Raw genomic sequence first — 16,123 nt, forward strand, 5'->3', positions numbered from 1 at the left:
ATCGACGCGTATCCCGGCGCGATACGCCGCCCGCAGCGATGCCGCTTGCGGGAATGGACGTCCGTGCCCGGCTGCCGGCACCGAAGAACAAAAACAAGAACGAGAACAACGAGAAAACAACAGGTCAGGTCAGGAGCGAACAAGCGTCAACCATCAGCCTCGGGGGGCATGATCGAATGCAATTACGCGAAACGGTATCGTTCACGGCAATGGCCATTACCCTGGCGCTCGCCGCCACGCCGGCCTGTGCACAGGACAGCGCGGCGCCGGCACAGGACGGCGGCGACATCATCGTCACCGGCACCCGCGTGACGGGTCTCCGCGCCGCCGACAGCCCGGCGCCCATCCAGCTTCTGAGCGCCGCGGAACTGTCGCGTACCGGCCAGCCGGACCTGATCCAGGCCCTCGCCCAGAACCTGCCCAGCGTGCAGGCCCAAGCCTTCGGCAGCGATCTCCAGGCCCACAATCTGCAGATGAAGCTGCGCGGCCTGAGCCCCAACCACACGCTCGTCCTGCTCAACGGCAAGCGCCGGCACGGCACCGCCAACGTATCCGTAGCAGGTGGCCCCTATGGCGGCAGCGCCGCACCCGACATCAGCTTCATCCTGCCGGATTCGATCGATCACATCGAGGTGCTGCAGGACGGTGCCGCCGCACAATACGGCACCGATGCGATCGCCGGCGTGATCAACATCATCCAGAAGAAGGCCGATCACGGCGGCGTGATCAACGCGACGGGCGGGCGCTATTACGACGAGGGGGGCAAGACCTATGCGGTGTCCGCCAATGTAGGCTTCGCGCCGATCGAGAACGCCTATGTCAACCTGACGGTCGAAAAGAAGAAGAAGGGATTCAGCTTCCGCGGCGATATCAATCCGCAGGTCTATGGCAACAACGCCACGGCCATCCGCTATCTGTCGCTCTACCCGGCGATCCGCTCGCTCTCCAGCTATCCCTATACCAACCGGATCCTGGGCGATCCGGAGATCAACCAGACCTCGGTAATGGCCAATGCCGGCTATGATTTCGGCGGCGGCTTCGAGCTTTACGGGTTTGGCAGCTACGGTCACAAATACGCGCGCGCCTATGAGAATGTCCGCACGCCGGACGTGATCGTCAGCGCAGCCGGTGTCCCCTTCTATCCAGGTGGATTCCAGCCGCTGGAGGCGGTGCGCGAGACCGACTACGCGATGACCGCGGGCTTCCGAGGACCGCTCGGCGCCGGCACGTTCGACATCGCCTCCACCTATGGCGACGATTTCGTCGGCGTCTATGTCGAGCGATCCGGCAACGCCCAGCTGTATCGCGCCACCGGCTTCACCCCCACCGAGTTCCACAATGGCGACTTCAAGGCGAGCCAGTGGAGCAACACGCTCGATCTGACCTACCCGATCGAGCTCGGCCTGAGCGAGCCCGCCACGCTCGCCGGCGGCCTGGAGTGGCGACGCGAGACCTATGGCATCGTCGCCGGCGACCCGGCCTCCTATTACGGCGGGGGCGCCCAGTCCTTCTTCGGCTACAGCCCCAACGACGCGGGCAACCACCACCGGACCGATTTCTCGCAATATCTCGACCTCAGCATCCGCCCGACCAGCGCCTGGCTGGTCGACGGCGCGGTGCGGCACGAACATTACAGCGATTTTGGCGGCACCACCGTCTTCAAGCTGACCAGCCGCTACGACCTCTCCAGCGCCTTCGCGGTGCGCGGCACCGTCTCCACCGGCTTCCGCGCGCCGACGCTCGCGGAAGGCTTTTACTCGGGCATCAACGTGGCTCCCAGCGGCATTTCGGGCGTGCTGCCGGCCAACTCGGCCGCCGGCGCGGCGCTTGGTTTCGGCGGCCTGAAGCCGGAGAAATCGACCAACTTCAGCGCCGGCTTCGTCTTCCATCCCGCCAAGCGCCTGAGCGTGACGGTCGACGGCTACTGGATCGACATCCGCGACCGCATCCTCATTTCCAGCTCGTTCTACGGTTTCCGCGGCCAATATTGCCCGCAAGGCTATAGCGGCTCCAATGCCAGCCGCTGCGTTGCCTACAATGCCGACAACTACCTGACTTACAACCAGCAATCGGTGTACAATGCGGTCGCCTCGGCGCTGGGCGGATCGATCCCCAGCTACGTCCTGACCGACGTCAACGGCGAGCGGAACATCGACGGCTCCGTCTCGGTGCAGACCTTCGTGAACGGTGCCAAGGTGCGCACTCGCGGCGTCGACTTCACCGCCAACTACGCCACCGACTTCGGCGACCTGAGCCATGTCGACTGGTCGCTGACCGCCAATTACAACGAGAACAAGGTACGCGGCGTCTCCGGCCTGCCCGCCGCCCTCTATGTGAACCGCACCGATCCCAGCCGCTCGGCGCTGATCGATCGCTACAGCCTGGTGCAGCTGGAGAACAGCACGCCCAAGTTCCGCGCGACCTTCGGGGCGTTCTGGACCCGCGGCATCCTCAGCCTGAACCTGCGCGAGAGCTATTATTCCCGCGTCTATGCGCTGGAATCGACGCCGGGCAACAGCCCGCTGCGCGGTGCCGATACCATCGTGCCGGTCAACGCCGCCTTCATCACCGATGCCGAACTGAGCGTGCAGGTGCTGAAACCGATCAAGCTTTCGATCGGCGCCAACAACCTGTTCAACCATTATCCGACGAAACGGTCTGCGGAAAACATCCGCGATCCGCAGCTTCTCTCCGGATCCCGGGCCTATTCGAGCAATCTCTATCCCACCATTTCGCCCTACGGGATCAACGGCGGCTATTATTACGGCCGGATCAGCCTGAAATTCTGAAGGAACGCCGGTCGGGAGCCCCCGCTCCCGACCGGCGTGTCGCGTTGAAAAACATTGTTCGGGAGTGCTGCACTTGCTTTCATCTTCGATGGACTGGCTGGTCCCGCTGCTGGGTCTGCTGGCCGCCGGGCTCGCTGCCGGTTTCGCCGGCGGCGTGTTCGGCATTGGCGGCGGCTTCGTCGTCGTGCCGGCCCTGCTCGTCATGCTGCCGCTGCTCGGCGGGGAGCATGGCCAATATGCCCATGTCGCGATCGGCACCTCTGCCGCGACAATCATCATCACCTCGATCCGATCGGTCATGAGCCACCACAAGCGGGGGTCGGTGGATTTCGAGATCCTCAAGACCTGGGCGCCCTGGGTGGTGCTGGGCGACGGCATCGGCGTGCTTCTCGCCAGCCATGTCGACGGGCGCGTGCTCACCTTGGTGTTCGCCAGCGGCGTGCTGCTGATGTCGATCAATTTCCTGGTGCCGCGCCTGGGCAACAAGGTGATCAGCGATCAGATGCCGATAGGCGTCACCCGCGTCGCAATCGCCGGGGGGCTCGGCACCTTTTCCTCGCTGCTCGGCATCGGCGGGGGCACGATCGCGATCATGGTGATGACGCTGTGCGGCCGATCGATCCACCGCGCGGTGGGCACCGCCAGCGGCATCGGCACGCTGATCGCCATTCCCAGCGCGATCGGCTTCGCCATCATCGGCCTGCGCGAGCCGGGACTGCCCTGGGGCTCGCTCGGCTTCGTCAACCTGCCCGCCACCATCGCCATCGCCTCGATGTCGATCCTCACTGCGCCGCTCGGCGTCGCGGCGGCGCACTCACTCCAGCCGGCGATGCTGAAGCGGGTGTTCGGCATCTACCTCATCGTCATTTCGCTTCTGATGTTCCACAATGCGCTCAAGTTCTGAGGCGCGTCCGCACTATCTTCAGGGAGAGACCGACATGACCTTGCTCGAAAAACTCAAGACCCCCGAAATCGCCGAGGACCTGCACGATCGCGGCTATTCGCGCCGCGACCTGGGGAGGATCGCCGCACTGCTCGGCGGCACCGTGGCGATCGGCCGTGCCGCCCCGGCCCTCGCCCAGCAATCGGCCAGGGCGGTGGTCGGTGCGGTTCGCATCGGCTCCAACGAATGCTGGACGGGCCCGCTGCCGGCGGGCGCGGCGGCGGCGATGAAGATCGTCACCGAAGGCAATCGCTACGAGCCGAACAACGAGCATGAGAAGCTGTTCGCCGCCGTCTCGGCCGTGGAGGGTCTGCCGGCGACGCACATCCGCGCCTGGCCCGGTTCCAGCGACCCGCTGAACCGGGTTGCCGTTACCTTCGCCTCCCCCAGCCGCGGCATCGTCACTGCCGACCCGACCTACGAACAGATCTGGCGGACCGGCGCCTGGCTGGGGGCGAAGGTGACGAAGGTGCCGTTGGGGCCGAACTACCAGCACGACGTGAAGGCGATGCTGGCGGCCGATCCCAATGCCGGGCTCTATTATGTCTGCTCGCCCAACAACCCGACCGGCACGTTGACGCCGATCGAGGACATCGTCTGGCTGGCCGAGAACAAGCCGAAGGACGCAGTGCTCGTCGTCGACGAGGCCTATATCCACTTCGCCGGCACGGCCAATGCCGCCAAGCTCGTGGCATCGCGGAGCGACGTGCTGGTGATGCGCACCTTCTCCAAGCTGTTCGGCATGGCGGGCATGCGCCTCGGCCTCACCTTCGCGGCGCCGACGCTACACGAGAAGATGATGCGATATGACGGCTTCCAGGTCAGCAACATGCTGCCGATGACCGCCGTCGCCTGCGGCACTGCCTCGCTTCCGCTGGCCGCCGAGATCAAGGCCCGGCGCGACGAGATGGTCGCGGTGCGCGAAAAGACCATCGCCCATATCGAGAGCCGCGGCCTCAAGGTGCTGCCGGGCAGCCACGCCAACATGTTCATGGTCGACTGGAAGGCGAAGACGCCCAAGCAGATGATGGACGCCTTCCTTGCCCAGAACGTCCAGATCGGGCGAGCCTGGTCAGCGTACCCCACCATGTCGCGCGTGACCGTGGGATCGGCCGACGACATGGCCAAGTTCCGGATCGCGCTCGACAAGATCCTGATGGCCTGATCCCGACGCCCGTGCCGCGCCGCCGGCACGGGCGTTCCGCCTTGCCTGGCGGCGCTGGGCTGTGCCTCCTGCCATTGTGAAAATCATGGCTGGCGATAGGATCGATCGCCATGACGGATATCAGAGCGCTGGATCTCAATCTGCTCAAGGCGCTCGATGCGCTGCTCGATACGCGCTCCGTGACGGCAGCGGCCGCCCGGCTGTCGCTCACCCAGCCGACGGTCAGCGGCATGCTAGCACGGCTGCGCGACACCTTCGACGATCCGCTGTTCGTGCGGGCCCAGCGCGGCATAATGCCGACGCCGCGGGCCGAAGCGCTCGCGGTGCCGCTCAAGGCCGCGCTCGCGGAGATCGAAGCGATCCTGCAGCCGATCGCCTTCGATCCTGCGCGGGCCGAACGGGTCGTGAGCATCGCGGCAACCGACTATGCCCAGCGCGTGCTGATCCTCCCGTTCCTCGCACTTCTGCGACGCGAGGCGCCGGGCATTCGCGTTTCTGTCCGACCGGTCGACGCAAGGGCGATGGTCGCGCAGATGGAGCGCGGCACGCTTGATCTGGCGCTGACCACGCCCGATGCGGCGGCGGAGACGCTTCGCGCCCGGCACCTGTTCGACGAACGCTATGTATGCGTGCTGCGCGTGGGCCATCCGGCGGCGGAAACGCTCGACCTCGACCGGTTTTGCGCGCTCGATCACGCGATCATGTCGCATGACGGCACCCGGTTCAGCGGCGCGACGGATCTTGCGCTGCACGGCGTTGCGCGCAGCCGCCGCGTCGTTGCCTCAGTGCCCAACTTCACCATCCTCGTCGATTTCGTCAAAACCACCGACTGCTGCGCGCTGCTGCCCTTCCGCCTGGTTCGCGCGGAGCCGGGCCTGATCCTTGCCGAGCCGCCGCTGGCCATCCCGGGCTTCACCAAGGTGCTCGCATGGCATGAACGAACCCAGGCCGATCCAAGCCTCCGCTGGGTCCGCGAGCGGCTCGCCGCGATCAGGCCGTAACGCCGCAAACCGCATTGCAACTGCCGTTCAACCCTCCGCGCGCGGACGGTTGCATTGATCGCAGGTGAATATTGCGGTATCAGTTCAATAATTGGAACGTCGAATCGATAATTGGCACAAAGTGCCGAGCGAGGTGGAGATGGATGCTGGCGGCAAGGCCGTCGCGCGCACGACCGGTGCAGCGCGGCGCCTGGGGATGTGCGCGGCGCTTGCGCTTGCGATCGGCGGCGCATGGGCGTTGCTTGCACCCGGCGCGCGCGAGGAAAGCCCGCGCGGCATGGTTCGCATCCTGTCCAGGGATGACCGCGATCCAACGGCGATGCCGCCGCCCACAGCCTCTGCCGCGCCGCTTGGCGATTTCGAGCTGCACGGCATCGGCAAGCCTCTCGCTGATACCGCGCTCCTCGCCGCCCATGGCGAAGCGCCTCGCTGGTTCCGACGAGGCGCGCCGATCCGGGGCAACATCGTCTTGGCAGAGATCGCACGCGGTCACGTGATCCTGGCCGATGGCAACGCGCGGCTGCGGATCGATCTGCCCCAGCGGCTGGGCGGCTCCGGCGAGCCCGTGCCCGCCGGCCTTCGCGGTCTCCGTCCCGAGCCGCGCCCGCCTTCGGGCGAGCGCAGCGGCGCGGAACTCACTGCCGGCACCGCGGCATCCCCTGCCGCGCCCCCGCAACCCGCCACGCCGGAGGAACGCGAAGCATCGCGCCTCGGCATGCTGCCCGCAGGGGCATGACGCGCGGCGCCGCGCAATCACACCATCAACAGGGAGAGAATGGATGATACAGGCACTGTCGATCCTCACGGGCGCGGCGATGCTCGTCGCGGCCCCGGCGGCCGCGGCGACACTGACTGCGGGCTATGCGGGGGGCAATGGCAATGACGGGATCCTGTTCGATCTCTCCAGCACGTCGACGTTTCTCCTGCATTCCTTCGATCTGAACGCGGAGTTCGGCACCTATGACTATCGGGTCTATCATCGCGCCGGCGGCGTCGGCGGGGCGCTGGCCGATCCCGGCAGCTGGACGCTGATCGGTACCTTCGATGCACTGACCACGGCCGGCGAAGGCGCGCCCACGCTGCTCGACATTGCCGACCTTACGCTGTCGGCGGGCACGCATGGATTCTACATCACCGATGGCGGTGCCTTCTCGGTACGCTATTCCAACAGCGCGACAGCGTCGGGCGCGGTGCAGGCGGCGAGCGGACCGCTGACGCTCCGGGTCGGCTATGGTGCGGATGCGTTCGGCGGGGTGACTCCCGACCGCGCGTTCAATGGCGCGATCAGCTTTACCGCAGTGCCGGAGCCGGCGGCCTGGACCGTGCTCGCGATTGGCGTCGGCGCATCCGGCGGTGTGCTGCGGCGGCGCCGTGCGCGCCCGGCACGCAGCTTCGCCTGATCGCCCCACCCTCGCCCTTCAAGGCGGACATCGGATCCGCACATCCTAGGAGAAGCATGCCATGAAACGTTCGACACGGACTATCTGCGGCATTTCAGTTGCGGCGCTTGCAGCCGTGCTGGCCGGCGCCGCGCCCGCCACCGCACAGCAGATCGAGCGGCTGGACCGCGGCGTCGTCGCCGTTCCCGCCATCGATGGCGGCGTGCTGGTCAGCTGGCGCCTTCTTGCCACCGACGGCGCCTCCACGGCCTTCAATCTGTACCGCAACGGCCAGCGGCTCAACGCCCAGCCGCTGTCCGGCCCCACCAACTTCGTCGATACCGGCGGCGGGGCAAGCGACACCTATGCGATCAAGGTGATCGCGAACGGCGTCGAGCAGGATCGCGCCTTCTCCGCCTCGGTCTGGGCCAATGGCGCGGGCGTGATCCCGCTCGACAAGCCTGCCGACGGCGTCGTCACGGGGCCGAACGGCACCTCGAGCAGCTACAGCTACGAGGCCAATGACGCGAGCGTCGGCGATCTCGATGGCGATGGGAAGTACGAGATCGTGCTCAAGTGGGAGCCGACCAACGCCAAGGACAACAGCCAGAGCGGCCTGACGGGACCCGTCTTCCTCGACGCCTACACGCTCGCCGGGCGCAAGCTGTGGCGCATCAATCTCGGCCGCAACATTCGCGCCGGCGCACACTACACCCAGTTCCAGGTGTTCGACTATGATGGCGACGGCCGCGCCGAGGTGGTGGCCAAGACCGCCGACGGCACGGTTGACGGCCAGGGTCGCGTGATCGGCGACGCAAATGCCGACTGGCGCAACGCCAATGGCTATGTCCTGGCGGGCCCGGAATTCCTGACCGTCTTCCAGGGCACCACCGGCCGGGCGCTCTCCACCGTCAACTATGTCGTGGGGCGGCATCCGGACACGCAGAACCCCACGCCTGCCCAGATCAACGCGATCTGGGGCGACAATTACGGCAACCGGGTCGACCGGTTCCTCGCCGGCACGGCCTATCTCGATGGTCAGCGCCCCAGCATCATCATGGCACGCGGCTATTATACCCGTACCGCGATCGCCGCCTGGGACTTCCGCAACGGCCAACTGACCCAGCGCTGGCTGTTCGACAGCGGCGTCACCAGCGCGGCCAATCCCACCACCGGCCAGGGCAACCATAATCTGAGCATCGCCGATGTCGACGGCGACGGACGCGACGAGATCCTCTACGGCTCGCTCGCCCTCGATGACAACGGCACCGCGCTGTGGTCCGCGCGCTCCTCGACCGGCCAGAAGCTCGGGCATGGCGATGCGATGCACGTCGGCGATCTGGATCCGGATCGCCCAGGCCTGGAAAAGTTCGGCGTGCATGAATCGCCCGGCTCGAACGGCGGGATCGGCACGGCGATGCTCGATGCCCGAACGGGGGCGGTGCTGTGGTCGGCTACGGCCAGTTCGGACAATGGCCGCGGCCTCGCCGCCGATATCGATCCGCGATACCGTGGTAGCGAGAACTGGTCATCGCGCAGCCAGCTGCGCAGCGCCACCGGGCAGGTCATCGCGAACACCGCCAAGCCGGGATCGACCAATTTCGCGATCTACTGGGACGGCGACACGTTGCGCGAGCTTCTCGACAACGTGACGATCAGCAAGTGGGATTGGACCACCCAGACCACCCGCGTGCTGATGACGGCGGCGGATTCCAAGTCGAACAACTCGACCAAGGCCACGCCCACGCTGCAGGCGGATATTCTTGGCGACTGGCGCGAGGAGGTGATCCTGCCGAGTGCCGACAGCACCAAGCTGCGGATCTTCGCCACGCCCTATCCGACCACCTACAAGCTCACCACATTGATGCACGACCGCGTCTATCGCGAAGGCATCGCCTGGCAAAACACGTCCTACAACCAGCCGCCGCATACCAGCTATTATCTGCCCGACGCGGTGCGCTGAGCAAAGCACGGGGACGGCGGGCGCTGCCCCCGTCCCCTATCCGGGATCGTTTTATCGATCCCTTCCCATGCATTGTCCCGCCGCGCGCCTGCCATGGCAGACCCGGCCGCAGCCGTTCGGGCGCGCCACGCCGTTGGCAGCGATTCTCCCGACGATCGGCCTCGAAGCGCTTGAACTGTCCCGGCAACTTCGATAACCATACTTATCTTATAAATGTGTCGCCATGGTTGGCGCCACGCGTGAGGAGGAGCGTTTCGCCATTCACGGCGACGGCGGCAGCCGCCGATCATTGTCCGCGACAAAGGTCCGGTGCTGCCAGCGCGCTGTCGACATACGGTCTCCGCTGCAGGGCGGACCGTCGGTTGCTACCCCACCACGCGCCATTCGCCCCATGTGGGCCATTCGAAGCGAAGATGCTGCCCGGATCGGGCAGGCATCTCCTCCAACCGGGAGAGTGAACGTGCAGATTTCTCGCCGCGACGCCATCGTTCTGGGCAGCCTTGCCGGGGCCGCGGGCCTGCCGGTCGTCGGCGGCGCCGCGCGTGCCGCCACCACCCTGTCGGCAGGCGACGCGGCGGACTCGCCGCGCCGCGTCGATCGTCTGGCCGACTGGCGCTTCCACCTCGGCCATGCGACCGACATCGAGAAGGATTTCGGCTTCGGACGTCACCAGCGCACCTATGCCAAGGCCGGGGTGACGGCGGAGGCCAGCGCGCCCGCCTTCGACGATCGCGGCTGGGAGGCGGTGATGGTCCCGCATGACTGGGCCGTCGCCCTGCCCTTCGCCAAGCCGGCCAAGCCGGCCAAGAAGGACGAAGAGGACGCTGCCGCCGCACACGGCTTCAAGGCAATCGGCCGAGACTTTCCGGAGAACAGCGTCGGCTGGTATCGCACGCCGATCCAGGTGACCGCCGCCGACCGCGACCGGGTGCTGTGGCTGGAATTCGACGGCGTATTCCGCGACTGCACCGTGTTCGTGAACGGCTATGTCGCCGGCCGCAACGAGAGCGGCTATGCGCCCTTCTCGGTGCCGATCGGCGACTTCCTCGATTATGACGGCGGCGCCAATGTCATCGCGGTGCGCGTCGATGCATCGCTGGGCGAGGGCTGGTTCTACGAAGGCGCCGGCATCTATCGCCATGTCGATCTGGTGCGCGCCGCGCCCGTCCATGTGCCCCGCTGGGGCAGCGTCGTGCGCACGACGCTCGACCCGCAGGGCGCCGCCGCGGAGATCGTGCTGGAACTGCGCAACCGCGGCAAGGTGCCGGCCGAACTGCTCGTCCGCCAGCAGATCCTGGGCCCCGACGGCAAGATCGTCGCCACCCTGGCCGATGCGCCGGTCACCGTGCCCGCGGGCGCCACGATCGACCACCGCGCGCAGGGCCGCGTTTCGGCGCCGCAGCTCTGGTCGGTGGAGACGCCGCGCCTCTACCGCCTGCGATCGGAGCTGGTCGCCGGGGGCCGGGTGATCGATCGCTACGAGACGCCCTTCGGCATCCGGACCGTCCGGTTCGACGCGGCACGCGGCTTCCTGCTCAACGAGCGCCCGGTGAAGCTGCTCGGCACCTGCAACCACCAGGACCATGCCGGCGTCGGTACCGGCATTCCTGACGCGCTGCATGCGTGGCGGATCGATCAGCTGCAGAGCATGGGCTCCAACGCCTGGCGCAGCGCGCACAATCCGCCCGCCGCCGCGCTGCTCGACCTGTGCGATGCCAAGGGCATGCTGATGATCGTCGAGGCGCGCCGCAACAGCAGCGATCCCGCCGCGATGGACGAGCTGGCGCGGATCCTGCGGCGCGACCGCAACCATCCCTGCATCATCGCCTGGTCGCTGGGGAACGAGGAACCGCAACAGGGTACCGCACGCGGTGCCCGCGTCACCCAGGTCATGCAGGATCTGGTGCGCACCCTCGACCCCACCCGCCCGACGACCTTCGCGTTCGACAACAGCTGGGATGCCGGCGCAGCGAAGGTGGTCGACGTGGTCGGCTTCAACTACCGCACGGACAAGATCCCCGGCTTCAAGGCACAGCATCCGAGCGTGCCGGTCTATGGTTCGGAGACCGGCAGCACCGTCTCCACCCGCGGCGCCTATGCCAATGACGCGGCGAAACACGTGGTCCGCGCCTATGATACCGAACATCCCTGGTGGGCTTCCACCGCGGAGGAATGGTGGACGATCGCCGCCACCCGGCCCGACATTGCCGGCGGCTTCATCTGGACCGGCTTCGACTATCGCGGCGAACCCACGCCCTATGCGGAATTCCCGAGCATCTCGAGCTATTTCGGCGTTCTGGACACCTGCGGTTTCCCCAAGGACAACTACTATTATTACCGCGCCTGGTGGCGCCCAGATCAGCCGATGGTGCATCTGCTGCCGCACTGGACGTGGCCGGGCCGCGAAGGCCAGCCGATCGAGGTGTGGGTGCACGGCAACTGTGCCGAGGTGGAGCTGCTGCTCAACGGCCGCTCGCTCGGGCGCAAGCCGATGCCGCGCAATCGCCATCTGGCGTGGAGCGTGCCCTATGCACCGGGCAGGCTGGAGGCCCGCGGCTATGACCGCGGCAAGCGCACCGCGCGCGACGTACGCGAAACCGCAGGCCCGGCCGCCGCGATCGAGCTCAGCTGCGACCGCCGCACGCCGGTGGCCAGCGGACGCGACGTGGTGATGGTGCGCGCCGAAGTGCTGGACGCCAGGGGCCGTGCGGTGCCCGACGCCGCAAACCGGATCCGCTTCCACGTCGAAGGCGACGGCAAGGTCATCGGGGTCGGCAATGGCGATCCGACCAGCCTGGAGGCCGACACGGCGAGCGAGCGCCGTGCCTTTGCCGGACTTGCCCAGGCGATCGTGCGGATCGGCACCAGTGCCGCCCCGCTCCGCATCCGTGCGACCGCGGACGGCCTGACGGGAGGTGTGATCCAGCTGCTGCCCCGGCGCAGCTGAGCGCCGCAAATTTCCGAACCTCTCTGGACATTACATTTTTATCACATTAATAATTTGTATGATTAATCATCGGGCGGCCCGTAATGCCGCCCGGGTGTGACGGGGAGGATAAGCGTGAAATCGAAATTCTTGGCGCTCACTGCGGTGAGCATGGCGGCGATCGCGACCCCTGCCCTCGCGCAGGAACAGGCAGCCGCCGAGAGCGCGACCGCGGCCCCGCAGGATGACACGCAGCCGAACGACATCATCGTCACGGGCTATCGCCAGTCACTGCGCACCTCGCTGGCGGCAAAGCGGAATGCCGACCGCGTGGTGGAAGAACTCGCCGCCGAGGATCTCGGCAAGCTGCCCGAGGCGTCGATTGCCGAATCGCTCGCGCGCCTGCCCGGTCTCGCCACCAATCGCGATCGCGGCAACGGCACGCAGATCTCGATCCGCGGCATGGGGCCGAACCTGGTCAACACGCTGCTCAACGGCCGCGAGATCGCCTCGGCCGAAGGCAGCCGCAACATCCGCTACGAACAGTTCCCCGCCGAACTCCTCACCGGCGCATCGGTATACAAGACGCCGACCGGATCGCAGGTCGAAGGCGGGCTCGCCGGCCAGGTCGACCTGAAGACGGTGCGCCCGCTGGACTATAAGGAAACCAAGATCGCGCTGAACGCGCGCGCGATCTACAGCGATCTCGCCAAGGACGTGACCGACACGTCGCCCTGGGGATATATCGCCAGCGCCTCGGTGGTCACCCAGCTGCTCGACGACACGCTGGGCCTTGCCGTCGGCTATTCGGGCCGGCGCCAGTCGGTGGCGACGGTCCGCACCAACATCTTCCGCTATCAGAACAGCTTTGCCGACCTCGACGGCAACGGCAGCGGTGCGCCCGGCCATGGCGGCGCGGCGCAGGACGACATTCCCTATGGCTATGAAGCGCTCGAGCGCGGCGGCGACGACATCCGCCACGGCGCGGTCGCGGCCGTCCAGTGGCGCCCGAGCGACCGGCTCGAGCTCAACGGCGACTTCCTCTACAGCCATGTCTCGTTCGAGGAGACGCAGCGCGGCTTCCGCGTCGGCAGCCTCGCTTTCGGCAACAACATCACCGGCGTAACCACCCGCAACGGCTATGTCACCGGCGCCACTATCACCGGCGTGCAGGACTATGGCCAGACCATCAACGGCGTGAACGAGAACTTCTTCTTCAAGGACGATCTCTACGCCGGCGGCATGAATGCGGTGTGGCGCCCCGCCGACGGCTGGAAGCTGAGCGGCGACGTCGGCTACTCCACGACGACCCGCAACCAGCAATATCTGACGCTGCAGACCGATCCGTTCAACTTCCGCCCCAGCGCCACCTTCCGCTCGGGCAATGACAGCGTCCCGGTGATGTCGTTCAACACGAGCCTCACCGATCCCTCGCTGTTCCGCGTCGCGCGCTTCCAGATCCCCAATGGCGGTGCCGCGCGGATCAAGGACGATCTGCTGACGCTGACCGGCGACATCCAGCGCGAGATCGGCGCAGGGCCGCTTGCGGCGATCCGCTTCGGCGTGCGCCACACCGAGCGTACCAAGACCTACAAGGCGATGTCGCAGTTCGGCGACATCGCGGCGGCCAACCGCACGGTGCTCGATCCGTCGCTGATCAACGGCACCTATCGCTTCAAGGGCGAGTTTGCCGGGCTGCCGGCGATCCAGTCGATCGACATCTACCGCACCGTCGAGCGCCTGTTCGGCCGGATCAACCCGCAGGAAAGCATCTTCGACAGCACCAGTTCGTGGCGCGTCGAGGAGAAGACTTCGGCACTCTATGGCCAGGTGGATCTGGACGGGGCACTGTTCGGCGTGCCGTTCACCGGCAATGTCGGCCTGCGCGTCGTGCGCACTGAAACGGACTCGCGCAGCACCGCACTGTCGCAGAATGCCAGCGCCACCGTCGTCACGCCGATCCGCGTCCGCAACGACTTCTATGACTGGCTGCCCAGCCTCAACCTCACCTTCAAGCCGACCAGCAAGCTGCAGATCCGCTTCGCGGCGAGCGAGGCGATCGCGCGGCCGCCGCTCGACGATCTCAACGCCGGCTCGGGCCTGTTCGACTTCGGCACGCCGAACGCCAGCGGCGGCAACCCGCTGCTCGAGCCGTTCCGCGCCAAGCAGCTCGATGCCACGGTCGAATGGTATTTCGATCGCGACAGCGCGCTGACCATTTCCGGCTTCTACAAGGACCTGGGCACCTACATCACCCGCCAGGTGACCGAGCGTACCCTGCCCGATGCGAACGGCATTCCGCGCACCGTTGCCTTCACCCAGCCGGTCAACGGCAATGGCGGCACGATCAAGGGGGTCGAGGTCGGGCTGCAGAAGGCGTTCACCTTCCTGCCCGCGCCCTTCGACGGCTTCGGCGTGAACCTCAACTACAGCTATACCGACAGCGACATCACCGTGACGGAGGCGGACAATGCGCTGGGCGCGACGCCGCTGCCGGGCCTGTCGAAGCATGTCGGCAATGCCTCGCTCTACTTCAACAAATGGGGCTTCGAGGCGCGCATCGCGGGCCGCTATCGCTCCGCCTATGTCACCGAGCTGGGCGACACCGACCGCATCCTGTTCAATGCGCCCGAAACGGTGCTGGACTTCTACACCAGCTACGAATTCCCCTGGGATTCGAAGCTGCGCGGCGTGAAGCTGATGTTCCAGGCGAACAACCTGACCGACGAACCGTTCGAGACCTATTATGGCGATCGCGCGCTGCAGGGCCGGTTCGAGAAGTTCGGCCGCCGCTTCCTGATGGGCGTGGGGTACACCTTCTGATGCGCCGCGGCCCCTGGCTCCACCGCCGCACCCTTTTCGGGGGTGCGGCACTGGCGCTGGCGGCGCTGCCCCCGCTCGCGGGCGGCGTTGCCCGCGCGCAGCAGGCCGCCGCGCCGGCATTCGCCTATGGTGCGGACATCAGCTCGGTCACCGAGCAGGAGGCCGCCGGCCTCGCCTTTCGCAATTCGCGGAACAAGCCGACCGACCTGTACGACCTGGTGCAGGCCAAGGGCATCAACGCCGTGCGCCTGCGCGTGTGGGTCAACCCGGAAAAGCCGTGGAGCGATCGCCGCGACGTGATCATCAAGGCGAAGCGTGCCCGCGATCATGGCATGCGGATCATGATCGACTTCCACTACAGCGACAATTGGGCCGATCCGGGCAAGCAGTTCAAGCCCGCCGCCTGGAACACGCTGGACGTCGCGGGCCTCACCCAGGCGGTGGCCGACCATACCCGCGGCACGCTCGCCGCGCTGAAGGCGAACGGCATCGACGTCACCTGGGTGCAGGTGGGCAACGAAATCACCAACGGGCTGCTCTGGCCCGATGGCAAGACCGACCGGTTCGACACGATCGCGCGCTTCACCAATGCCGGGTACGAAGCGGTGAAGGCTGTCTATCCGAAGGCCCAGGTGATCCTACACATCGACAATGGCTGGGATACCGCCAAGGCGCTGTGGTGGTTCGACGCGTTCACGAAGAACCAGGGCAAGCTGGATGCGATCGGCTTGTCCTATTATCCCGAATTCACCCCGTCCAAGAAGTGGCGCGAGGAATCGCCCAAGGTCAGCGCGACCATGGCAGCCCTGGTCGCGCGCTTCGCCAAGCCGGTGCTGATGGTGGAAGTCGGCTACCGGTTCGACGAGCCGCGCGAGGCCCGCGCGATGCTGCGTGACATCATCGCACGCAACCAGGCGCTGGGATCGATGGGCGGCGGCGTCTTTTACTGGGAGCCGGGCACCATCCCCAGCTGGAGCGGATACCGCTTGGGCGCCACCGACACGCGCGACCAGCTGACCACGGCGATGGACGCCTTTCGCCACTAAAGGCGGGCGGGGCGATCGCCGGCGATGTTGAGCCCCGCTCACCATCGCATCCGATACGGCAGGCCTGCCCGGCCGGAGACCTGGTCGC

The 16,123-nt window shown here is 66.6% G+C and carries 10 protein-coding genes; all 10 read left to right on the top strand.

The window, feature by feature from the left end; genetic code table 11:
* Window positions 1-209: 209 nt before the first annotated feature.
* Window positions 210-2,789: a TonB-dependent receptor plug domain-containing protein gene (locus tag OIM94_RS05635; protein WP_264609116.1), complete on the top strand. Its 2,580-nt coding sequence runs from the start codon at window positions 210-212 to the stop codon at window positions 2,787-2,789.
* A gap of 88 nt (window positions 2,790-2,877) precedes the next feature.
* Window positions 2,878-3,693 carry a sulfite exporter TauE/SafE family protein gene (locus OIM94_RS05640; protein ID WP_264609117.1) on the top strand — a complete coding sequence of 272 codons (816 nt, stop codon included), beginning with the start codon at window positions 2,878-2,880 and terminating at the stop codon, window positions 3,691-3,693.
* A gap of 34 nt (window positions 3,694-3,727) precedes the next feature.
* Window positions 3,728-4,897, top strand: coding sequence for a pyridoxal phosphate-dependent aminotransferase (locus OIM94_RS05645; RefSeq protein WP_264609118.1), 1,170 nt, complete (start codon window positions 3,728-3,730; stop codon window positions 4,895-4,897).
* 110 nt (window positions 4,898-5,007) lie between these two features.
* A complete protein-coding gene (locus tag OIM94_RS05650; RefSeq protein ID WP_264609119.1) occupies window positions 5,008-5,898 on the top strand; it encodes a LysR family transcriptional regulator in 891 nt (296 codons plus the stop codon).
* A 91-nt stretch (window positions 5,899-5,989) separates the two neighbouring features.
* Complete coding sequence (locus OIM94_RS05655) at window positions 5,990-6,634, top strand: hypothetical protein (RefSeq protein WP_264609120.1); 645 nt, start codon at window positions 5,990-5,992, stop codon at window positions 6,632-6,634.
* A 43-nt stretch (window positions 6,635-6,677) separates the two neighbouring features.
* A complete protein-coding gene (locus OIM94_RS05660) occupies window positions 6,678-7,298 on the top strand; it encodes a PEP-CTERM sorting domain-containing protein (RefSeq protein ID WP_264609121.1) in 621 nt (206 codons plus the stop codon).
* A 61-nt stretch (window positions 7,299-7,359) separates the two neighbouring features.
* Window positions 7,360-9,240 carry a rhamnogalacturonan lyase gene (locus tag OIM94_RS05665; RefSeq protein ID WP_264609122.1) on the top strand — a complete coding sequence of 627 codons (1,881 nt, stop codon included), beginning with the start codon at window positions 7,360-7,362 and terminating at the stop codon, window positions 9,238-9,240.
* Window positions 9,241-9,700: 460 nt separating this feature from the next.
* Window positions 9,701-12,187, top strand: coding sequence for a beta-galactosidase GalA (gene galA, locus OIM94_RS05670; protein ID WP_264609123.1), 2,487 nt, complete (start codon window positions 9,701-9,703; stop codon window positions 12,185-12,187).
* 114 nt (window positions 12,188-12,301) lie between these two features.
* Window positions 12,302-14,989: a TonB-dependent receptor gene (locus OIM94_RS05675; protein ID WP_264609124.1), complete on the top strand. Its 2,688-nt coding sequence runs from the start codon at window positions 12,302-12,304 to the stop codon at window positions 14,987-14,989.
* A complete protein-coding gene (locus OIM94_RS05680; protein ID WP_264609125.1) occupies window positions 14,989-16,035 on the top strand; it encodes an arabinogalactan endo-beta-1,4-galactanase in 1,047 nt (348 codons plus the stop codon). The genes OIM94_RS05675 and OIM94_RS05680 overlap by 1 nt, the downstream gene beginning before the upstream one ends.
* The last annotated feature ends 88 nt before the right edge of the window (window positions 16,036-16,123 follow it).

The organism is Sphingomonas sp. R1 (assembly GCF_025960285.1).
Classification (GTDB): domain Bacteria; phylum Pseudomonadota; class Alphaproteobacteria; order Sphingomonadales; family Sphingomonadaceae; genus Sphingomonas.